Origin of the sequence: Stenotrophomonas sp. SRS1, assembly GCF_026130205.1 — a bacterium.
GTDB lineage: Bacteria > Pseudomonadota > Gammaproteobacteria > Xanthomonadales > Xanthomonadaceae > Stenotrophomonas > Stenotrophomonas rhizophila_B.
On the sequence record NZ_JAINFD010000002.1, the window covers coordinates 1121529 to 1142960 of the forward strand.

At 68.0% G+C, this 21432-nt stretch carries 19 protein-coding genes and 1 tRNA gene; 9 read left to right on the forward strand and 11 right to left on the reverse strand.

Annotated elements, in window-relative coordinates:
- Positions 1–11: 11 nt before the first annotated feature.
- The 6 genes from metG to K4043_RS10620 all read right to left on the reverse strand — a co-directional run bounded on the left by metG (position 12) and on the right by K4043_RS10620 (position 6971).
- The gene (gene metG / locus K4043_RS10595; RefSeq protein WP_265309298.1) at positions 12–2090 is read right to left on the reverse strand and encodes a methionine--tRNA ligase; all 2079 of its coding nucleotides are present in this window, start codon (positions 2088–2090) and stop codon (positions 12–14) included.
- Positions 2091–2188: 98 nt separating this feature from the next.
- Positions 2189–2632: a DUF2147 domain-containing protein gene (locus tag K4043_RS10600; protein WP_121038630.1), complete on the reverse strand. Its 444-nt coding sequence runs from the start codon at positions 2630–2632 to the stop codon at positions 2189–2191.
- Positions 2633–2733: 101 nt separating this feature from the next.
- Positions 2734–3150 (reverse strand): VOC family protein, encoded by a 417-nt coding sequence (locus tag K4043_RS10605; RefSeq protein WP_265309299.1) that lies wholly within the window; start codon positions 3148–3150, stop codon positions 2734–2736.
- Positions 3147–4226: a serine hydrolase domain-containing protein gene (locus K4043_RS10610; protein WP_265309300.1), complete on the reverse strand. Its 1080-nt coding sequence runs from the start codon at positions 4224–4226 to the stop codon at positions 3147–3149. Before K4043_RS10610 ends, K4043_RS10605 begins: the two co-directional genes overlap by 4 nt.
- A 19-nt stretch (positions 4227–4245) precedes the next feature.
- Entirely contained in the window at positions 4246–6162 is a 1917-nt protein-coding gene (locus tag K4043_RS10615; protein WP_265309301.1) for a DUF885 family protein, read from the reverse strand.
- A gap of 131 nt (positions 6163–6293) precedes the next feature.
- A complete protein-coding gene (locus K4043_RS10620; RefSeq protein WP_123730567.1) occupies positions 6294–6971 on the reverse strand; it encodes a DUF502 domain-containing protein in 678 nt (225 codons plus the stop codon).
- A 74-nt stretch (positions 6972–7045) separates the two neighbouring features.
- Here K4043_RS10620 and K4043_RS10625 point away from each other — a divergent pair, with 74 nt between their 5' ends.
- Entirely contained in the window at positions 7046–8341 is a 1296-nt protein-coding gene (locus K4043_RS10625) for a hypothetical protein (RefSeq protein WP_265309302.1), read from the forward strand.
- A gap of 23 nt (positions 8342–8364) precedes the next feature.
- Here K4043_RS10625 and K4043_RS10630 read toward each other — a convergent pair whose 3' ends face one another.
- The 5 genes from K4043_RS10630 to trxA all read right to left on the reverse strand — a co-directional run bounded on the left by K4043_RS10630 (position 8365) and on the right by trxA (position 14038).
- On the reverse strand, positions 8365–9093 hold the full coding sequence (locus K4043_RS10630; protein WP_265309303.1) for a hypothetical protein: 729 nt from the start codon (positions 9091–9093) through the stop codon (positions 8365–8367).
- 51 nt (positions 9094–9144) lie between these two features.
- Positions 9145–9609, reverse strand: a complete 465-nt coding sequence (locus tag K4043_RS10635; protein ID WP_123730570.1) for a DUF4442 domain-containing protein — start codon at positions 9607–9609, stop codon at positions 9145–9147.
- Positions 9610–9673: 64 nt separating this feature from the next.
- Positions 9674–11305, reverse strand: a complete 1632-nt coding sequence (locus tag K4043_RS10640; RefSeq protein WP_123730571.1) for a CHASE2 domain-containing protein — start codon at positions 11303–11305, stop codon at positions 9674–9676.
- Complete coding sequence (locus K4043_RS10645) at positions 11302–12924, reverse strand: FecR domain-containing protein (RefSeq protein ID WP_321160140.1); 1623 nt, start codon at positions 12922–12924, stop codon at positions 11302–11304. The genes K4043_RS10640 and K4043_RS10645 overlap by 4 nt, the downstream gene beginning before the upstream one ends.
- 250 nt (positions 12925–13174) lie before the next feature.
- Complete coding sequence (gene trxA / locus K4043_RS10650) at positions 13175–14038, reverse strand: thioredoxin (RefSeq protein WP_265309305.1); 864 nt, start codon at positions 14036–14038, stop codon at positions 13175–13177.
- A 126-nt stretch (positions 14039–14164) separates the two neighbouring features.
- Here trxA and K4043_RS10655 point away from each other — a divergent pair, with 126 nt between their 5' ends.
- The 8 genes from K4043_RS10655 (at position 14165) to K4043_RS10690 (ending at position 21273) form a co-directional block, all read left to right on the forward strand.
- Positions 14165–14776 carry a DUF998 domain-containing protein gene (locus K4043_RS10655; protein WP_123730574.1) on the forward strand — a complete coding sequence of 204 codons (612 nt, stop codon included), beginning with the start codon at positions 14165–14167 and terminating at the stop codon, positions 14774–14776.
- A gap of 186 nt (positions 14777–14962) precedes the next feature.
- Positions 14963–17611, forward strand: coding sequence for a leucine--tRNA ligase (gene leuS, locus K4043_RS10660; protein WP_123730575.1), 2649 nt, complete (start codon positions 14963–14965; stop codon positions 17609–17611).
- 117 nt (positions 17612–17728) lie between these two features.
- Positions 17729–18355, forward strand: coding sequence for an LPS assembly lipoprotein LptE (lptE, locus tag K4043_RS10665; protein ID WP_123730576.1), 627 nt, complete (start codon positions 17729–17731; stop codon positions 18353–18355).
- Between the two features lie 31 nt (positions 18356–18386).
- Complete coding sequence (gene holA, locus K4043_RS10670; protein WP_123730577.1) at positions 18387–19424, forward strand: DNA polymerase III subunit delta; 1038 nt, start codon at positions 18387–18389, stop codon at positions 19422–19424.
- Between the two features lie 4 nt (positions 19425–19428).
- Entirely contained in the window at positions 19429–20094 is a 666-nt protein-coding gene (gene nadD / locus K4043_RS10675; RefSeq protein WP_265309306.1) for a nicotinate-nucleotide adenylyltransferase, read from the forward strand.
- 58 nt (positions 20095–20152) lie between these two features.
- A complete protein-coding gene (rsfS, locus tag K4043_RS10680; protein ID WP_265309307.1) occupies positions 20153–20584 on the forward strand; it encodes a ribosome silencing factor in 432 nt (143 codons plus the stop codon).
- A gap of 84 nt (positions 20585–20668) precedes the next feature.
- Entirely contained in the window at positions 20669–21139 is a 471-nt protein-coding gene (gene rlmH, locus K4043_RS10685; protein WP_259259584.1) for a 23S rRNA (pseudouridine(1915)-N(3))-methyltransferase RlmH, read from the forward strand.
- Between the two features lie 57 nt (positions 21140–21196).
- Positions 21197–21273 (forward strand) — tRNA-Asn (locus tag K4043_RS10690).
- Positions 21274–21432 lie beyond the last annotated feature (159 nt).

Here is a 21432-nt window from a genome sequence, read left to right on the forward strand (position 1 = left end):
TGCCGCAGCGATCAGCGGACCGGCATGCCCGGCAACGCGGCGCTGTCGGCGTCCAGCAGGGCAAGTGCGCCGCCATCAAAACCGGCCGACAGGATCATGCCTTCGCTCAGGCCGAAGCGCATCTTGCGCGGGGCCAGGTTGGCGATGAACACCACACTGCGGCCGACCAGCTGTTCCGGCTCGCCGTAGCTGGCGCGGATGCCGGAGAAGATCTGGCGCTTGCCCAGGTCACCGGCGTCGAGCTCGAAGCGCAGCAGCTTGTCCGAACCTTCCACGAACTCGCAGACCAGCACCTTGCCGATGCGCAGATCCAGCTTGGCGAAGTCGTCGATGCCGATGTAGGCCGGTGCGGCCTCGCCATCGGCCGCAGCAACCGGTGCCGGTGCGGCAGCGGGCTTGGCCGGTTTGGCCGGGGCGGCGGGGGCCGGGGTGGCGGCCTGCAGGGTGTCCTTGGATGCGTCGGTCATGGCGTCGATTTTTTTCGGGTCGATACGGGTGAACAGGGGCTCGTACACCGCGATGGTGTGCGCGGTCAGCGGGGCAGCGATGTCGGTCCAGGCCTGCACGGGCGCGGCCAGGAAGCCCTCGGCCTGCGCGGCGGTGGCCGGCAGCACCGGCTTGAGTGCGGTGACCAGCACGCGGAACAGGTTCAGGCCCTGGGTGCAGACCGATCGCAGCTGCGCGTCGGCGCCGTCCTGCTTGGCGATCACCCACGGCTTTTCATCGTCGATGTAGCGGTTGGCTTCGTCGGCCAGCGCCATGGTCTGGCGCAGTGCACTGGCCGGATCGTTGCGCTCGTACGCCTCGCGGATCGGCGCCAGCGCGGCGACGAAACGGTCGTACTGGGCGGCATCGGGCAGCGCGGCGGCCAGGCGGCCCTCGAAGCGCTTGCTGATGAAGCCGGCGCAGCGGCTGGCCAGGTTGACGAACTTGCCGACCAGATCGGCGTTGACGCGCGCGATGAAGTCACCCAGGTTCAGGTCGAGATCGTCCACGCCGCCGGAGGACTTGGCCGCGAAGTAATAGCGCAGCGCTTCCGGCTCCAGCCCGGCATCCAGGAAGGTGCGGGCCATCACGAAGGTGCCGCGCGACTTGGACATCTTGGCACCATCGACGGTCAGGTAGCCGTTGACGTGCAGACGGGTCGGCGCGCGGTGGCCGGTGCCGTGCAGCACCGCCGGCCAGAACAGGCCGTGGAAGTTCACGATGTCCTTGCCGATGAAGTGGTGCAGCTCGGTGCTGGTGCCGGCGCGCAGGTGCGCATCGAAATCTTCGCCGGTCTTCGCGCACAGGGTCTGGAAGCTGGACAGGTAACCGATCGGGGCGTCCAGCCAGACATAGAAATACTTGCCCGGATGGCCGGGAATCTGGAAGCCGAAGTACGGCGCATCGCGCGAGATGTCCCACGCGCGCAGGCCACCCTCGGCATTGAGCCACTCACCCAGCTTGGCCTTCACGCCCGGCAGGGCGACGTCGCCGGCCAGCCACTCGCGCAGGAAGCCTTCGAAGCGGCCGACCTCGAAGAAGAAATGCTCCGAATCGCGGATTTCCGGCGTGGCGCCGGAGATCACCGATTTCGGGTCCTTCAGGTCGGTCGGGCTGTAGGTGGCGCCGCAGACTTCGCAGTTGTCGCCGTACTGATCCGGCGTGCCGCAGTTCGGGCAGATGCCCTTGATGTAGCGGTCCGGCAGGAACATGCCCTTGGCCGGGTCGTAGAACTGGGCCACGGAGCGGCGCGCGATGTGGCCTTCGGCCTCGAGCTTGAGGTAGAAGGCTTCGGTCAGCGCCTTGTTGGCGGCGGAGTTGGTCGAGTCGTAATGATCGAACGCCACGCCGAACGCGGCGAAATCACGCTCGTGGCTGGCCTGGATGTTGGCGATGAAGGCCTCCGGCGTCACGCCGGCCTTCTCGGCCGCAAGCATGATCGGGGTGCCGTGGGTGTCATCGGCGCAGACGAACCAGGTCTTGCCGCCGCTCATTCGACGCGCGCGCACCCAGATGTCAGCCTGGATGTAGCCGACCAGGTGGCCCAGGTGCAGCGGGCCGTTGGCGTAGGGCAGGGCGGTGGTGACGAGAGCGGTGCGGGTCATGATGAGCGCTGTTGCCAGGGGAACCGGGGATTATCGCACGCCAAAACGCAGTAACCCGGCCGAAGCCGGGTTACGGGGGCTCAAAAGCAGCGCCGGGCTTACTCGCGCACCCAGGTCTGGGCGCGGCAGATGAAGGCCACGCACCCGGACACGTCCAGCTTGGCGCCGCCGGTCTGCAGCTTCATCTTGGACTTGTAGGTCTTGCCATTGCCCGGATCCAGGATGGTGCCGCCGGACCAGGCGTTGGTGCCGTCGGCCTTGAGGTTCCACAGGATGGTCATGCCTTTGACCGGCTTGTTCTTGTTGGCGCCCTCGCAGCCGTCGCAGACCGGATTGGGGCCCTTGTCCGAGTGCAGGATGTCCACGACCTTGCCGGTCAGCGTGCCGTTGGTGGCCTGGGTGATCTCCACGATCGACTTTACCTTGCCGGTCTTGTCGTCGATGGTCTTCCAGCGGCCGACGGCGCCGTCGGCGGCGCTGGCCGACATCGCGGCCATCATCAGCGGCAGCGCCAGCAACAGGGTCTTGAAAGTCTTGCGCATGTTCCCCTCCCAGGGATGTCCGTGAACGCCGGCGCAGGCGGCCGGTACAGGGCCGACTGTATACCCATTCGCTCCGGTACGGAACGTGTCGGGTGCACGCTTCAGCCGGCGTGGGCCGGGATCTCGTACAGCTCCAGCGGCAGGTCGTCCGGGTCGGCGAAGAAGGTGAAGCGGCGGCCGGTGTACTCGTCCACCCGGATCGGTTCGCAGGCCACGCCGGCCGCGGTCAACCGCTCGATCATCGGCTCCAGCAGATGCACGCGGAAGGCCAGGTGGCGCAGGCCCTGCGCCTCGGGGCGGCTGGGCCGTGCGGGCGCGCCCGGGAACGAGAACAGCTCCAGCTGGCTGCCATCGGGCAGGGCCAGATCGAGCTTCCAGGAGTCGCGCGCCTGCCGGTAGTTCTCGGCGATCACGTGCAGGCCGAGCACGCGGGTGTAGAAGTCTTTGGAGCGGACGTAATCGGCGCAGATCAGGGCCACGTGGTGGACGCCGATGAGAGGGGAGTCGGAAACGTTCATTGCAGAGTATCCAGCCAGCGCCGGGCGATCTGCAGCGCCAGCGGATAGGGTTCGGGGGCGTTGCGGTTGCTGAGTACGATCACGGTGAGGCGCTGCGCGGGGTAGCGCAGGATCACGTTGCGGAAGCCGATGCTCTCGCCGCTGTGCCACTGCGCGCCACCGTTGAGCCGCCAGCCGAAACCGTAGAACGGCACGTCCGTCTCGGCGGTGCGGGTGGCAGGGGAGAACATCTGCTTCAACGATGTTGCCTTCAACAGGCGCTGGTCATACAACGCCGCATCCCAGTGCGCCAGGTCATCCAGCGAGGAATACACCCCACCGTCGCCGAGCACCGCGCTGGTCGGGCTCTGATCGGTACGCTGCCAGCGCCCGTCGCGCTCGCTGTATCCGTAGGCGCGGCGCGCGATATCGTCCACGCCGTCCTGATGCGCCACGCTGTCGCGCATGCCCAGCGGCAGGAAAATCCGCTGGCGCAGGAAGCTGGCGAAATCAGTGCCCGAGGCCTTGCCGACCACCAGCGCCAGCAGGGCGTAGCCGCTGTTGCTGTAACGGTAGGCCGTGCCCGGTGCAAAGTACGTTCGATCCTGGCCTTCCAGCAGATGCAGCACGTCCTGGTCATGGACCTGCACGGTCGCGTCGGCAGCCATCAGGTCTTCGTAGTCGAGCAGGCCGCTGGTGTGGCTGAGCAGCTGGCGCAGGGTGATGGCGTCGGCGGCCGCTGGCAACGAGGGCAGCCAGCGCTTCACTGGGTCATCCAGGGTCAACGCGCCATCTTCGGCCAACAGCAGGATCGCCGCGGCGGTGAACTGCTTGCTGACCGAGGCCAGGCGGAAATTGGTCTGCGCGGTCACAGCAGTGCGATCTTCCAGCACCGCCAGGCCGTACCCGCGCCGGAACACCGGCTTGCCGTCGTGCAGGACCAGCACCGCCGCGCCGGGGACCTGGCCGTCGTAGCGTTGCATCAGCGCATCGATGCCCGGATCCGGTGGCGTCAGCACCGGCGCTGCGGTGACGGTGCCGCTGCCGGCGATGCACATCGCGCTGATCCACACACGCAGATGCCGGACGATGTGCATGCTCGGTTTCCTTCAGTGCTCAGGGCGCGGGCGTGGCCGCGCCACTCTGGCTGGCGATCCAGCGGGCGATCTTGGCGTCCAGAATGTCCAGCGGCATCGAGCCATCGCGCAGCACTTCCTCATGGAAGCGGCGCGCGTCGAAACGTGCCCCCAGCGCGGCCTTGGCCTTGTCGCGCAGTTCCATCATCTTCAGTTCGCCCAGGCCATTGGCCAGGGTCTGCCCGGGCAGGGCCATGAAGCGCTCCACTTCCGCGGTGGCATCGCTGGCGCTCATGTCCGCGGTCTTGACCAGATAGTCCACGGCCTGGCGCTTGCTCCAGCCCTGCGCGTGCACGCCGGTGTCGGCGGACATGCGCGCCGCACGGGTCAGCGCGGCCTGCAGGTAGCCGATCCGCTCGTACGGGTCCTGGTATACGCCCAGTTCCTCGCCCAGCGACTCGGCATACAGGCCCCAGCCTTCCACGAAGGCGATATCGCCGCCCAGGCGGCGGAAGCGCGGCAGCTTGTCCAGCTCCTGTTGCAGGCCCAGCTGCACGTGATGGCCCGGAATGCCCTCGTGCAGGAACTGCATCGGCGCCGACCAGCGGCGGCGGCTCGGCAGATCGCCGGTGTTGATGTACAGCACGCCCGGACGCATGCCGTCCGGCAGCGGCTGCTGGTAGCTCACCGCGCCGGCGGTGGCCGCGCGTTCGGGCTCGACCGCGCGGATTTCCATCGGCGCCTTGGGCAGCGTGCCGAGCAGGCTCGGCAGGCGTGCGTTGACCTGGCTCTGCAGCTGCTTGTAGCGGTTGATCAGTGCATCGGCGTTGGCGTACTGGAAATCGCGGTCAGTACGCATGGTGCGCAGCAGCTTCTGCTGCGAGCCGCGGATCTTGTTCTCTTTCATGATCGTGGTGATCTTCGCCTGCAGCGTGGCCACGCGTTGTTCGGCCAGCGCATGGATCTGTTCGGGCGTCAGCGTGGATGCGGTGCTCTGCACGATGGTCTGCGCATACCAGGCCTTGCCGCCGGGCAGGCCGGCCAGGCCATCGGTGCTGCGTGCGGCGGGCAGGTACTCGGTGGCGATGAAGCCGCGCAGGGCGCGGTAGGACGGCATGATGCGCAACTCGATCATGCGCTTGTATTCGGCGGTGATACGCGCCTTGTCGGCGGCCGGGAAATCCTCGGGCAGGTTACGTATCGGCGCCCAGAAGATGCTCTCTTCCGCAGTCGGCTTGATCACCGCATCCAGCTGCGGCAGCACTTTTTCCATCAGATCGCGCGGCTGTACCACTCCGGCGGCCATGCCCTGGCGCATGTTGGCGATGGCCTGTTCGAACAGGGCGGGAATGCCCAGCGAACGGCGCGACCAGCCATCGTAATCCTGCACCGTGTTGAAGGGCTGCGCACCGGAGCCGGAGCCGAGAATGGCCATGATGCTGCCGAGGTTGTAGTACTGGCTTACCGGCAGCATCCAGCCGGGGAACTGCTCGGCGGCCAGTGACATGCGCGCATCGCGCACGAAGATTTCATAGCTGAGCAGGTCCTGGCCGGTCAGGCCATCCGGGCCGATCTTCTCGACCTTGCCCAGCCACTCCACGGTGAAGTCATGCGACTGCTGGCGGTAGGCGGCCGAGAGGATGTTCGGGAGCTGATCGTTGTGGCGGCTGTCGCCCTGGAACGTGGCCTGCAGCGGATTGAGCCGCATCGAGGCATCCCAGTACTCATCGTAGATCCGGTCCAGCTGCGCGGCCTTGCTCTGCTGGCGCACCAGCGGCTGGCGGGCAGGGGTGGCGGCCGGGCGTACACGCGGCTTGGCTTTGGGCTTGGCGGCGGGCCGGGACTGCGTCGCGGCGGGCCGGGTGGCCTTTTTCTTGGCAGCTTCGGCCGGGGCGGCGGCGCTGAAGGCCATCAGGACGGCGATGGCAAGCGCCAGGGCGCGGGCGGGGTGGGGCATCGGCTGTTTCCGTAAACGCACAGACACGGGAGCTTGCCCGATTCGCCTGCGTACGGCCAGTACCGGTCCCCGGTCAGCTTTGTCACGTACGGCGCTCAGTCAGCTGCGGCAGCACGGGGCTGCCACGAGGCTCAACGATCGCCGGCGCGGGTGAACGGCACGCTTTCCGGGGCGACCGCGCCGCCGGAGATGATGAAGCTCATTGCCTGGTCCACGGTCCAGTCGGTGGGCGTGAGCAGTTCCACCGGCACGATTTCCAGATAGCCGGAGGTCGGGTTGGGTGTGGTGGGTACATACACCGCCGCCAGTTCGCGGCCGGTGCCCTGTTCCTTGATCACCCGGGTGACCAGGCCGACCGACTTCATGTCCCGGTGGGGAAAATCGATCAGCACCACGCGCTGGGTACTGCCCGGCTCGGTCTGCAGCATGTCCAGCAGCTTCTTGGCGCTGTCGTAGATGATGCTGGCAAGCGGAATGCGTTTGATCACCGCGCCGAACCAGCGCAGCAGGCGCTGGCCGATCACGCGGCGGCTGAGTACGCCCACCGAGAGGATTACCAGCAGCGTGGCGGCCAGGGCGATGATGTCCTGCATCCACTCGACCTTGATCCAGCCCAGGTAATGCGGGAACGAGGCGGCGATCTGCTCGGAGAGCGGCACCACCAGCGGGCTGGAAATGCCCGACAGCAGCACGAACACGAATTTGACCACCACCCAGGTCAGCCAGATCGGCAGCAGGGTCAGCAGGCCGGTCAGGAACAGGCGCTGCAGGGAGGGACGCGGAACGAGTTGGGGGGCTTCGGGCGACATCTGCGCATTGTAGCGGCGGCGATGCCCGGTTTACGCTGCCTCTCCCTGCAGGACGCGGGGTCTGGGAGAACGCTGTGTTGAAGACAGGTCTGAAATGGGTGGGCATCTCGATCCTGAGCCTGGGAGTGGCGGTCGTCCTGCTCTGGGCGGCTTCGCGGTTCTGGCCGTTGCCAGTTGAACAGCGCGAGGCGATGCGGCTGCTGCAGGCGCCTTTGCCCACGCGTGGCGAGAACGGCTTCACCGCGCTGTGGACCCTGCGTTACGACGGGCTGGAGGGCGCCGGCGGTGACGCCGTCATGGCGCAGGACGTCGAGCGGTGGCGCACCGGTTCGCCCGGCCAGCGACCCGTATCGTCCAGCGCGGAAGGACGCTTCCCCGCAACGCCGCTGTCCGCCCCGGCAGGCTGCGGCCGGCGGGGTATCGGGTGTCTGGCGGCGGTTCGCGCCGATCCGGACGCTGTCGAGGCTGCGCATGCCGGGCACGACGCGCTTCACCAGCGTGTGGCCGCGCTTGCCGGCTACGGTCACTTCACCTCGCCGTTCAAGCGGTTCGACACGGATCCGATGGTCCCACTGCCGGTCTTTCAGCCGGTGCTCGATCCTGTCTCCGCGCACGCGCTCGCCCATGTGCGTGGCGACAGTGGCATCGCACTCGCCGGTGCATGCGCGGACATCCTCAGCGGTCGGCGGATGACGGGGCAGGGCGATGCCCTGATCACCAGCATGATCGGTGCGGCGATGGTGGAGAGCAACGCGCGGCTGCTGGCCGACATCCTGGTTGAACTGCCTGCCGATACCGCGCTGCCTGCCATCTGCGGCGCCGCACTGGCGCCGATGACGGCCGACGAGCAGAGCCTGTGCACGGCTATGCGCGGTGAGTTCGGGCTGGCCGGGGCGGGAGTGCGCCTGACGACCGGGAACCCGGCGGCGCAGTACCTGCTGTTGGATGTGCCGCGCACCCAGGCACGCATGGCGCCGCGCTACGCGTGGGCATGCGCCGCCAGTGCTGAACTGGTGGCCACCCGGGATGCGCCCACCCCGATTCCCGGGCCCGCACAGGATCGCTTTGCCTGCATCGCCAATCCGCTGGGATGCGCCTTGTCCAACATCACCGGGCCGGACATGCGGCAGTACGCAGGCCGCCCGCAGGACGCGGCCGCGATGCTGCGCCTGGTTGCGGCGCAGCGCTGGTTGCGGCAGCAGCCCACCCCCGCGTCCGTGGCCCTGCAGCGCCTGCCAGAAGCGCTACGCTCGCCCACCCGCACACCGGTGCTCAGCGACGATGGCCACTGGCTGCAGGTGGAGCGGCGCGCGGTGATGAGCGATGTCGAAGCGACGCTGCGGGTGCCGATGCGCGCACCTGCGCACTAGCCAACGCGCCGGGATGCCGTGGCTCAGCGATCCTGCGCCGACGCCAGCGGCTCGAACGCGCTGCCGTCGCCGACGGTCTCCAGGGTCCAGCGCTGCGGCGAGCTCAGGGTCTCCCAGCGCACGCGCTCCTCGTCCGATTCCATGCTGCCTTCGGCATGACGCACGCGTCGGGTCGAGTAATTGATGCTCAGGCTTTCGGTCTGCCCGGAGTTGCGCATCATCGAACTGCGGTCGTAGCCGATCAACGCGAAGGCACCCGCCTGCCAGCGGAAGGTGTAGCTGGCCGAGCCGGTGGACCAGCTGCCGGCGTTGGAGAAGAAGAACAGCGTGGTCTGCAGCGTGCCGCGCACGATCGAAACGCCGGCGCCCTCCTCGAAGACATCGGACAGGTTCGGCGCCTCGTGGCGGGTGATCAGCGTATGGTTCTGCGCAGCGAGTGAGTAGCCGTCCGGCGTGGCCCAGGCGATGGCGAGCATGCGTGGATTGCTGTCCAACGGACTGATGCCGAACCCATCGTGTTCGACGATGTTGCGCGGATCCTGCTGGCGCAGGACGAGGACGAGATCCTCGCGCTTGTCGCCGTTGAGATCGCCGCGAAGCTGCTGCTCGATGCGCCATCCTGACGGCACGAAACCTTCGGCCCGGGTGGCGTGGGTGGGCAATACCGGATAGTCGACCGGTGGGATCCGCAGTTCCTGCGCGAACGCGGGCAGGGCAGTGAGCAGCAGGGCAGCAAGCAGGGGCAGGCGCATGGTCGTCCGTGGGGTGGAGCCGGCGCGCGAGCATAGCAAGCGCGCGATGACTCATCCCGCGCGCTGGCGTGCCTCGGGCTTGAGGCGCAGGTAGACCTGCTTGCGCACGCGGGCGATGACCTCGCCTTTCGCATCGACAATGTCGTTGCTGAACCAGTGCAGGTACTTGTCCCCGCTGGCGGTGGCGGCACGCAGTTGATCCAGCAGCGCTTCGTCCAGCCTGAACTCGGCGGCCACGGTGCCGCGGCCCGGCTTGAGGAATTCAATCTCCCCGGCGCGGTCCCAGACGTAGTAATCGCGGCCCAGGTTCTGCATCACGGTGAGCATCCAGAACGGATCGGTCATCGCGAACAGGCTGCCACCGAAATGGGTGCCCACGTAATTGCGGTTCCAGGGGCGCATGCGCAACTCGACGCGCACATGGCGGTAGTCCGGGCTGACCTGGGTGACATGGATGCCGGTGAACAGGAATGGCGGCCACAGGTTGAGGCCAAGGCGGAAGACGGAGGCCTTCATTCGGATCGCAGCTCAGTGGAGAGGAGATACGAGTCTACCATTCGCCTGCGTATGGAGTGGCGCCTCAGCCCAGCCCGCCGTCATCCACCGAATACCCATTCCGTCCGGCCGCCTTGGCCTGGTACAGCGCGGCATCGGCGCCTTCGAAGAAGTGCCGCGGCTCGGTGTTCGCGGTCGGCACCCGCGTGAACACGCCGACGGTCACGGTGATATGCGTGGTCGCGCCGCGCCCGGCCGGGATCTCCAGTGCCTGCGCGCGCGCGACCAGATCCTGCACCACCTGGAGGGCGCCTTCCGGCGTGGTGTCGGGCAGGATCAGCGCGAATTCGTCGCCGCCGAAGCGCGCGGCCATGTCACGGGGGCGGCGGGCATGCGCGCGGATTTCCTGCGCGATCCGGCGCAGCACGTTGTCACCGGCCTGGTGGCCGAACTCGTCGTTGTGGCGTTTGAAGTGGTCCACATCGATCAGCACCAGGCTCAATGGCCGCCCGGTGCGCCGGCCGGCGTCATGCTCGGCCTGCAGGGTCTGCTCGAAGCGCAGCCGGTTGCCCAGTCCGGTGAGGGCATCGCTGTTGGCTTGGCGCCGCCACGCACTGACGCGCCACAGCGCCCACGCCAGGATCACCGCCAGCATCCCGGTCAAGGCGGCAGCCGGTGCAAACCAGAGGCTGCCGGCGCGCAACAGCACGAAGCTCAGCAACAGCGTCGATGGCAAGGCGAGCACGCCGCTCAGCCACGCCCGCGGCAGGGTCAGCAACAGGCAGCACAGCGCCACCAGCAACCCGGTAAGCACGCTCTGGCCGAGAGGTGCCAACGGCACGATGACCTTGTCGCCCAGCAGCATCGAGGCGACATTGGCCTGGTACTCGCTGCCGCTCATCCAGCGGTCGCGCGTGGTCGGGGTGAGCAGGCGCGGCGCGATGCCACTGGCGGTCAGGCCGACCAGGACCAGGCGGCCACGCAGCAGCGCCGGGTCGACCTCGCCATTGAGCACATCCACGTAGGACAGCTGCGGGAAACGCTCGGGCGGGCCCGCGTAGCGCACCCGCACATAGTGGTCGCGCCGCCACTGATACGGCGAATCCAGGCCGGGACGATCATCGCGCAGCCCGGGCAATGGCCCCGGCGGATCGGCCAGTGCCAGGCCGAGCGCTGGCCAGTGCGGGGAACCGATGCCGGCGGTGAGGAACAGCCCGCGTGCGACGCCGTCGCTGTCCACCTCGATGTCGCTGTGGCCGAGGCTGGCCGCGTTGGCGGCGATCAGCGGGATCGGCAGCAGCTCCTCGGCCATGCGCGGGCCACTGGCCGGCGCGGCCACCACCGGCAGCACGACGTGGCCGTTGCGACGGATCGCTGCGGCCAGTTCGGCATCCTGTGTGCTGTCCTGGCGATCGGCTTCGGACAGCACCAGGTCCAGCACCACGCGTTCGGCACGCGCGTCGGTGAGGCGATCCAGCAGACGCGCATGGGTGCCGCGTGGCCACGGCCACTGGCCGAGCTGCTGCAGGCTGTTGTCGTCGATCGCCACGATCAGCAGGCGCGCATCGGGGGTGTACTCCCAGCCGCCCACGTAAGCATCGTAGACCGCTTCATCCTGCTTCCAGAACCACTGCCAGTGGTTGGCCGCCACGGCCAAGGCGCCGACCACTGCCGCCAGCGCGATGCGGTGCGGCCAGGGCAGGTGCAGCGGCGTCACAGCAGCAGCCACAGCAGCAGGGCGCCGCCGCCGGCGCCGTAACAGGTACGGCACGGCAGGGCGATCTGTTGTGTCGGCGAGAACGGACCGGCGTAGCCGTCCTCGTCGATGTACTGCACGCGGACGTGCAGCGTGCCGCGCCAGGGGCGCTTGACGGTGACCTCAGGCTGATCCAGTTCGCGATCCAGCAGCGGGGTGGCGAAGTCCCCGCGCCGATCCAGCTGCACGCGGTAGCGCTGGCCTGGTTCGCCGGCCTGCCAGCGCAGCGTCAACTGCCCTTTGGCCGCCTCCGGTGGCTGCAGTGCGGGATCGACCGGTTTGTCGGTGATGGTCAGCGGCAGCGGCTGACCGAAACGCCCGCGGTCGCCGTTGCGATCCACCGACGCCACGCGCCACGCATACTCGCCCGGGGGGAGGTCCAGGACGGGACGCAGGTGGGTGGCGCGGGTGTCCTGTTCGAGCAGGAGATGGAGGAACTGCGGGTCGCGGGCGATCTGCAGGACGGTCCGCTCGGCGTCGGCGACGCGGGTCCATTCGAAACGCGGCCGTGCGCTGTTGACGGTCTGGCCGTGCAGCGGGCGTACGGTCAGCGGGGCGATCGGCTGGTCACGGACCTGGAAGTCCTGCTCGGCATCCCGTCCTTCCACCTGTTCGGCACTGACCGCCCGCACCAGCACGCGCAGATGGCCCGGCGGCAGGTCGGGCAGGGTGAGCGCCGTGGTGTCGGTATCGCGGGCGAACAGCAGCACCTCCGGTTGGTCGGCGCGGACCACTTCCACCCGGTAGCCAACGGCATCCGGCACCGGCTGCCAGGCCAGCGCAGCGGGCAGGGTGGCCAGCCGTTGGGGATCGGTCGCCAACACGGGTGCTGGCAGCAGCGCTTCCAGATCGGCCGGGCGCGCATCGCGCGACGGGCTGCGCGTGGCCTGGCCGTGGGTGACCAGACGCTGGCCGCGGCGGTTGCCGACCTGCACGCGGCCTTCCAGTACCTCGGTGGCCGCGCCACGGCCGTCCTGGCCGGCGCTGACCCGGAATACGGTGCCGCGTACGCTGCTGGTCGCGGTGGGCGCGTCGATGATGTAGCGCGACGCCGGGCCGCTGGCGGGGGTCACGCGGTTGCTGGCACGGCCTTGTTCCAGGCGCAGGCGGGTATCGACCATGCCGGTGCGCCCATAGCGGCTGAGCTGGTCGAAGCGCAGCCGGGACTGCTCGCGCAGCTGCAGGCGTGAATCATCGGCGAAGACCACGGTGACGCTGGCATCGTCGCCGGTGAAAAGTTCCTGGCCGATCCGCAGCAGATCGCCTTCGGCCACCTCGCGGCGGGGCTGGCCGCCGGTCTGGCTGTGTACCGGGCCCCGCACGGCGAGTACACGCGCCGGCGCAGGCTGGACCTGCAGCCAGGCCACGGGGAAGCGGAGCTGGCTGCCGGGCGGCAGCCGATAGGGATCGGCGATGCCGTTGTGCGACTGCAGCTGTTCCCAGGCGATGGACGGTTTCAGATAGCGGGCGCTGAGGTCCCAGATCGTGTCGCCAGGGCGCACCCGGTAGGTCCAGTCCTGGGCCAGAACCGGCACGGCAGACAACAGCATCGCGGCCAGCACCAACAGGCGGGCGGCCATCGGAAAACGGAGGAATCGGGTCAATCTCACGGTCATTCACGGCCCTGCAAGGCGGGGCGCAGCCAAGTAGGCCGCCATGGCCCAGACCTCATCCTCCCCGATGGATCGCAGCCTCCAGTGGGCCGCGGCGGCATTATTGCCCGGGAGTCGTGCAGGGTTTCTGAACGTGACTCACGTCACACATCGAAGTTGCCGGTCTGGAGAGACGGCTTCGTTGGCCAGCGCCCCGGAAGGCGCTGGCCGTGGCCGATCAGAACAGCAGCGAGGCCATCCGGCGACGGTACTGGCCGACCAGGTCTTCATCCTCGATCACCTTGAAGGCATCGATCAGCAGTTTGCGCGGGCGGCCGTCGTCGTAGGTGCGGTCCCGGCGCAGCATGTCCAGGAACTGCTCCAGCGCGGCGGCGTCCTGTCCGGACAGCAGCAGCTGCACGCCACGCAGATGGCGGGCCTGCAGGTCATCGCCATTGGCCGCGATGCGCGCCTCCAGGACCTCGGGAGCCGGGGCTTCCTGCAGGGCGCTGGCGAATTCTAGGCGGGCGCGGGCGCGCACGGCGCGGTCATCGGTGGAGAGGTTGGCCGGAAGCGCGTCGATCAGGGCGGTGGCCTCGGCGGTGGCGCCGGTCTGCAGCAGGGCCAGGGCCAGGTCGAGCTTGAGCTCTTCCTTGTCCGGCTCGGCGGCAATCGCCGCGCGCAGCACGTCGACCTGGGCCTGCGGATCCAGCGGCGGCGCCTCCACAGGCGTTGCTTCATCCGGGGCCGCTTCAAGCGGGAGCACGCCGTGCTGGCTCAGGAACTCGCGCAGCTGACCTTCCGGCACCGCGCCCGGGAAGCCATCGACAATCTGCCCGCCCTTGACCAGGAACACGGTCGGGACCGAGCGGATCTGGAAGGCGGCGGCGATCTGCTGTTCTTTGTCGACGTCGACCTTGGCCAGCTCGAAGGCGCCATGGTATTCGCCGGCCAGCTTTTCCAGCATCGGTCCCAGGGTCTTGCAGGGGCCGCACCAGGTGGCCCAGAAATCGACCAGCACGGGGGTCTGCAGGGACTTCTGCAGCACCTCGGTCTCGAAGGTCTCGGTGGTGGCGTCAAACACGTGGGGCAGATCGCTCATGGTTTCAGATCAACGGGAAACTGGAGAGGAAGTGTATGGTGCCGCCCGCGGCCGGACGCAACCCCACTGGGCGGAATCCGTGCGTAACAGCGACAATGCGGACCTTGTGAACAGGCCGGGTGCAACATGCTGGAACTCCATCGTTGGGAACGTGCGCTTGGCATCGCCGCCGCCGTGTTGTTCGTGGGGGCGGTGATTGGATTTGGCGCGGCGCTGCCGTTGTTCGATCCGATCGGCCACCCGGTCGCGCTGCTGGGTGCGCTGGGCGTCCCGCATGCGCTGGCCTTCAACCTGCTCGGCTTTGCGCTGCCCGGCCTGCTGGCCAGCCTCGTCGCGCTGCGCCTGCTGCTGCGGGTGCCGCGCACCGCGCCATGGTCGATGCGGGTCGGCGCCCAGCTGCTGATGCTGGCCGGGGTCGGCTTCACCGCGATGGGCGTGCTGCCGCTGGATACCAGCGATCTGGACAATCCCGCCAGCCAATACCACGCCAGTGCCTGGATGATCTGGGTGCTGGCCTTCGTGCCGGGCGCGGTGATGTCCGGGATCGGCGCGCTGCGGCTGCCGGCGTGGCGTGCCGTGGGCGCCCTGCATCTGGCGTGCGGGGTGGGCGTGCTGCTGGCCGCGTTTGCGCTGCAGGCCCTGCTGCCGGCCCCGCTGGCCCAGCGCGTGGCCTTCGGGGTGTGGCTGGTCTGGCTGGTGGCGGTGCTGCCGCTGGCCCCGGCGGCGCGACGGGGCTGAGCGCGGGCGGGACGTTGCTGCGCCCCGGTACGCCGCGTGGCGCGGGGCAGGGGCAGGGGGTGTTCTGCCAATCCCCTGTCAATTCAATGAGATGACAGGTTTGGCCACGGCGGTGGGCAACGTCGATTGGAGCCCTTTGCCGCACTGCGGTACCCTGTGCCGCTTTGCCGCCGCACTAGCGTTTTTATGACCAGCGTCGAACCCAACGTTTACGATCCGCAGCAGGTTGAATCCGCCGCCCAGCAGTACTGGGATGCCACCCGTGCCTTCGAAGTCACCGAGACCTCGGACAAGCCGAAGTTCTACTGCCTTTCGATGCTGCCGTATCCGTCCGGTGCGCTGCACATGGGCCACGTGCGCAATTACACGATTGGTGACGTGATCAGCCGCTACAAGCGGATGACCGGTCACAACGTGCTGCAGCCGATGGGCTGGGATGCGTTCGGCCTGCCGGCCGAGAACGCGGCGATCAAGAACAAGACCGCGCCCGCCAAGTGGACCTACGCCAACATCGAGCACATGCGTGGCCAGTTCAAGTCCATGGGCTATGCGATCGACTGGTCGCGTGAGTTCGCCACCTGCACGCCCGAGTACTACGTGCACGAGCAGCGCATGTTCACCCGCCTGATGCGCAAGGGCCTGGCCTACCGCCGCAACGCAGTGGTGAACTGGGACCCGATCGATCAGACCGTGCTGGCCAACGAGCAGGTCATCGACGGCCGCGGCTGGCGTTCCGGCGCGCTGGTGGAAAAGCGCGAGATTCCGCAGTGGTTCCTGCGCATCACCGATTACGCCCAGGAACTGCTGGACGGCCTGGACGAACTGCCGGGCTGGCCGGATTCGGTCAAGACCATGCAGCGCAACTGGATCGGCCGCTCGGAAGGGCTGGAGATCCAGTTCGACGTGCGTGACGCCGACGGCAGCACGCTGGACCCGCTGCGCGTGTTCACCACCCGTCCGGACACCGTGATGGGCGTGACCTTCGTGTCGATCGCCGGCGAGCATCCGCTGGCCCAGCACGCGGCCAAGTCCAACCCGGCGCTGGCCGCGCTGCTGGCCGAGATGAAGCAGGGCGGCGTCTCCGAGGCCGAGCTGGAAACCCAGGAAAAGCGCGGCATGGATACCGGCCTGCGCGCCATCCATCCGGTCACCGGCGCCCAGGTGCCGGTGTGGGTCGCCAACTTCGTGCTGATGGGTTACGGCACCGGCGCGGTGATGGCCGTTCCCGGTCACGACCAGCGCGACAATGAATTCGCCAACAAGTACGGCCTGCCGATCCGTCAGGTCATCGCGTTGAAGTCGCTGCGCAAGGAAGAAAGCGCGTACGACGCCACGCGCTGGCAGGACTGGTACGGCGACAAGACGCGCGAGACCGAGCTGGTCAACTCCGAAGAGTTCGACGGGCTGGATTTCCAGGGCGCCTTCGAGGCACTGGCCGAGCGTTTCGAGCGCAAGGCCCAGGGCCAGCGCCGCGTGAACTATCGTCTGCGCGACTGGGGCGTGAGCCGCCAGCGCTACTGGGGCTGCCCGATCCCGGTGATCTACTGCCCCAAGTGCGGCGCCCTGCCGGTGCCGGAAGAGCAGCTGCCGGTGATCCTGCCGGAGAACGTCAACTTCGTCGGCACCGGTTCGCCGATCAAGGCTGATCCGGAATGGCGCAAGACCACCTGCCCGGACTGCGGCGGCGCGGCCGAGCGTGAGACCGACACCTTCGATACCTTCATGGAGTCGAGCTGGTACTACGCGCGCTACACCTCGCCGGGTGCCCGTGATGCAGTCGACAAGCGCGGCAACTACTGGCTGCCGGTCGATCAGTACATCGGCGGCATCGAGCACGCGATCCTGCACCTGATGTACTTCCGTTTCTTCCACAAGCTGCTGCGTGATGCGCGCATGGTGGACAGCAACGAGCCGGCGCAGAACCTGCTGTGCCAGGGCATGGTGATCGCCGAAACCTACTACCGCCCGAATCCGGACGGCTCCAAGGACTGGATCAACCCGGCCGATGTCGATGTGCAGCGCGATGAGCGCGGCCGCATCGTCGGGGCGACCCTGATCGCCGACGGCCTGCCGGTGGTGATCGGTGGCACCGAGAAGATGTCCAAGTCCAAGAACAACGGCGTGGACCCGCAGGTGATGGTGAGCAAGTACGGTGCCGACACCGTGCGTCTGTTCTCGATGTTCGCCGCGCCGCCGGAGCAGTCGCTGGAATGGAACGAAGCCGGCGTCGATGGCATGGCCCGCTTCCTGCGTCGCTTGTGGGCGCAGGTGCAGAAGCACGCTGCCGACGGTGCCGCCCCGGCCCTGGACGTGGCCGCGCTCAATGCCGAGCAGAAGGCGCTGCGCCGCAAGACCCATGAAACCATCGGCAAGGTCGGCGACGACTACGGCCGCCGCCACAGCTTCAACACCGCGATCGCTGCGGTGATGGAACTGATGAACGCGCTGGCCAAGTTCGATGACGTCAGCGATCAGGGCCGTGCGGTCCGCCAGGAAGCGCTGCGTGCCACCGTGCTGCTGCTCAACCCGATCACCCCGCATGCCAGCCATGCGTTGTGGCAGGTGCTGGGCCATGGCGAAGAACTGCTGGAAGACCAGGCGTTCCCGGAAGCCGATCCGGCTGCGCTGGTGCGCGATGCAGTGACGCTGGCCGTGCAGGTCAACGGCAAGCTGCGTGGCACCATCGAGGTCGCGGCCGATGCCCCGCGGGATCAGATCGAAGCCCTGGGCCTGGCCGAGCCGAACGCGGCCAAGTTCCTGGAAGGGCTGGTGGTGCGCAAGATCATCATCGTGCCCGGCAAGATCGTGAACATCGTGGCGGCCCCGCAGGGCTGATCCTGTCGTGCCGACCGGGTGCCTGTGCACCCGGTCCGGTATCAAGTCCTGTTCACGCGGCATCCGGCACGATCACTGCTTGTTGCCGCGACCGCCCGGCTCCTACAGACTGTGTCCATGACCCGATTCCTGCTTGCCCTTGTCCTGACCGCGACCCTTGCCGGGTGCGGCTTCCATCTGCGCAACAAGCTGATGCTGCCGGCCGATACCGCCGCAGTCCAGGTGGTGTCCACCGCGCCCTACAGCGAGCTGGTCAAGCTGCTGCGTCGTGGCCTGCAGGCCTCCGGGGCACAGCTGGCCGATCCGGATAGCACGGGCCCGGCCTCGCAGCTGCAGGTGGTGTCCGAGCGTTGGGGCGATCTGCCGATCGCGATCGATGCGCAGGGCCGCGCCCAGGAATACAGCCTGCGCTACGCGGTGATCTTCATCTTCCGCCGCGAAGATGGCAGTGAGCTGGTGCCGCAGCAGGTGATCGAACTCTCGCGCGACTACGTGTCGCCGCCGACCGATGCCACCGGTACCACCACCGAGCGCGAAATCCTCGCCGACGAACTGCGTCGTGAGATGTCGGCCTCGATCATGCGCCGCATCGACAGCGTGGTCCGTGCCGAGCTGGAGCACGGCCGTGCCCCGGCCAAGCCGGGTACGACGCCGGTGGAGACGCCGGTTGAGATGCCTGCGGCCACCCCGGCTTCGACCACCCCGACGCCGGCGGTCCCCGCCGTCGTCCCGCAGGGGCGCTGAGCCCGGTCCGCCCGCGGATCGGCCTGCCCGGATGGAACTGCGCCCCGAACAGCTTGCCAGCCAACCGGCCAGCCAGCCGTTGGCCCCGGTCTACCTGATCGCCGGCCCTGAGACCCTGCGCGTGCTCGAAGCCGCCGATGCGGTGCGGGCGCGGGCGCGTGCCGATGGCGTCAACGAGCGCGAAGTCTTCGATGCCGATGGCCGTGACTTCGACTGGCACCAGCTCGACGCCAGCTTCAATGCGCCCAGTCTGTTCAGTGCCCGACGCCTGATGGAACTGCGGCTGCCCAGCGGCAAGCCGGGCAAGGAAGGCGCCGAGGTGATCAGCCAGTTCTGTGCCAATCCGGCGCCGGACGTGATCCTGCTGATCACCTGCAACGAATGGAGCAAGGCCCACCAGACCAAGTGGGCCGATGCGGTGGGCCGCGCCGGGGTGATCTCGGTGGCCTGGGCGATCAAGCCGCATGAGCTCACCGAGTGGATCGAGCGCCGCCTGCGCGGCAAGGGCCTGCGCGCCGATCCCCAGGCCGTGCAGCGCCTGGCCGAGCGGGTGGAAGGCAATCTGCTCGCCGCCGCGCAGGAAATCGACAAGCTGGCCCTGCTGGCCGATGGCCAGACCCTGGACGTGGACACGATGGAGTCGCTGGTGGCCGATGCCGCCCGCTATGACGTGTTCCGTCTGGTTGAAGCGACCTTCTCCGGCCAGCCCGCCGCCGTCCTGCGGATGATCGCCGGCCTGCGTGCCGAGGGTGAAGCGGTGGCTGCACTGACCCCGATCGTGATCCGCGAGCTGCTGTCCACGGCCGGTCTGGCGCGGGTGCAGGCGCGCGGCGGCAACCTGGCGGCGGAGATGAAAAGCCGCGGCATCTGGGAATCGCGGCAGGCGCCGTTCAAGCGCGCGCTGCAGCGCCATCCCGAGGTCAAGCGCTGGGAGCGCTTCGTGGCCGAGGCCGGGCTGGTGGACCGCATTGCCAAGGGGCGCGCTGACGGCGATGCCTGGCTGGCGCTGGAACGGCTTCTGATCGCCGTGTCCGAAGCCCGCGCCGTGCGCCTGCTCGCCCGGGCCTGAGCCCATGGGCCTTCGCATCTACTACGGCGGGACCTTCGATCCGGTCCACCTGGGCCACCTGGCCATTGCCCGTGCCGCCCGCGACCAGCTGCAGGTTGCCGTGCGTCTGTTGCCCGCCGCCGATCCGCCGCACCGCGCCGCCCCCGGCGCCGATGCCGGCCAACGTCTGGCGATGCTGGCGCTTGCCATCGGTGAGGAGCCGGGCCTGCTGGTGGACCGGCGCGAGCTGGACCGGGCCGAGCGCACCCCGGGCGTGCCGTCCTATACCGTTGATACCCTGCGCGAGCTGCGCGCCGAACTGGGCCCGCGCCAGCCGATCGCCTGGCTGGTCGGCGCGGACAGCCTGTTGGCCCTGCCCAGCTGGCACGAGTGGACGTTGTTGTTCGAGCTGGCGCATTTCATCGTCGCCGACCGCCCGGGCAGCCCCTTGGCCGACACGCTGGACCCGCTTCTGGCGCAGGCCCTGGAAGGGCGCTGGGCCCGTCATGAGCGCGAGCTGTTCAACGCGCCGGGTGGGCGCCTGCTGCGCCTGCAGACCCCGCTGCGCGAGGAATCGGCCACCGCCGTGCGTACGCAGATCCAGGCCGGTGGCCCTTGGCAGCGGCTGCTGCCCGAGCCGGTGGCCGGCTACATCCTCGATCACCGCCTGTACGGCGCGACACCGTCGTGAATACGCGCGGGTGCGCCGCCCCGTATAATCGATCCCACATTTATCGAGTTGACCCGCTTTGAGCAACCAAGCCCAGCCCCAGACCATCAAGGTCCAACTGCCGAATCCGGCGCCCTCCGTTCTGCAGCTGCTCGAGTGCGTGCGCGGGGCCACCGAAGAACTGAAGGCCAAGGATCTCGTTGAGATCGACGTTATCGGTCGCTCCAGCGTCGCCGATTACATGGTGATCGCGTCGGGTACCTCCAGCCGTCACGTCAAGTCGATCGCCGACGAAGTGGTGAAGTTCGCCAAGAAGCTGGGCGTGATGCCGCTGGGTGTGGAAGGCGAGCGCGAAGCCGAGTGGGTCCTGGTCGATCTGGGCGACGTGGTGGTCCATGTGATGCTGCCGCGCGTGCGCGAGTTCTACGCGCTCGAGCGCCTGTGGACCGTGGGCGACCAGCCGCCGATCGAACTGCTTGACGATGCGGACGACGAGTACGACGCGCGGTAATTCCCGCACGTACGGTCACGACAACGGCGCCGATGGCGCCGTTGTCTTTTGCGGCGCCACGCAGGGTGTCGGCGGAGGACAGAGATGAAAGCCAAGTTGATCGCCACCGGCGAACGCGCACCGTCCTGGGTCGCGCAGGGGTTTGCCGAATACCAGAAGCGGCTCTCGCACTGGTTGCCCTTCGAGCTGGTCGAGATCGAGCCCGGCCTGCGTGGCAAAGGGCGCGATGCGCGCCGCGCGACCGATGACGAAGGCAAGCGTGTGATCGCCGCATTGCCCAAGAATGCCTACGTGGTCGCGCTCGATGTGCCGGGGCGCCAGCTCAGTTCCGAGCAGCTGGCGCAGCGCCTGGAGCATTGGCGCGGGCAGGGCCGGGACCTGGCCTTCCTGATCGGCGGGCCGGAAGGTCATTCGGCGGAAGTGTCGGCGATGGCGGACGAGAAATGGTCGATCGGGCCGTTGACGCTGCCGCACATGCTGGTGCGCCTGGTGGTGGCCGAGCAGCTGTATCGCGCTGCGGCGATGCTGGCCAACCATCCGTACCATCGCGCGTGAAATAGTTGTCGCCGAACAGGTTACATCTCGCGAAAAACGGGCTACAATGCGCACCCCGCCCGAATAGCTCAGCCGGTTAGAGCACTTGACTGTTAATCAGGGGGTCGTTGGTTCGAGTCCAACTTCGGGCGCCAAGATTCGAGAAAAAGCCTCGCAGCGATGCGGGGCTTTTTTTTGCAACATGACCCGTCCTGAATTGAGTTGACACCTTTTCCCACAGGAAGAGGAATGTTCAATGGATTCAACACTCAGGCGCAGCCAGCGGGATTACTCGCTGGCCTTCAAATTGTCGG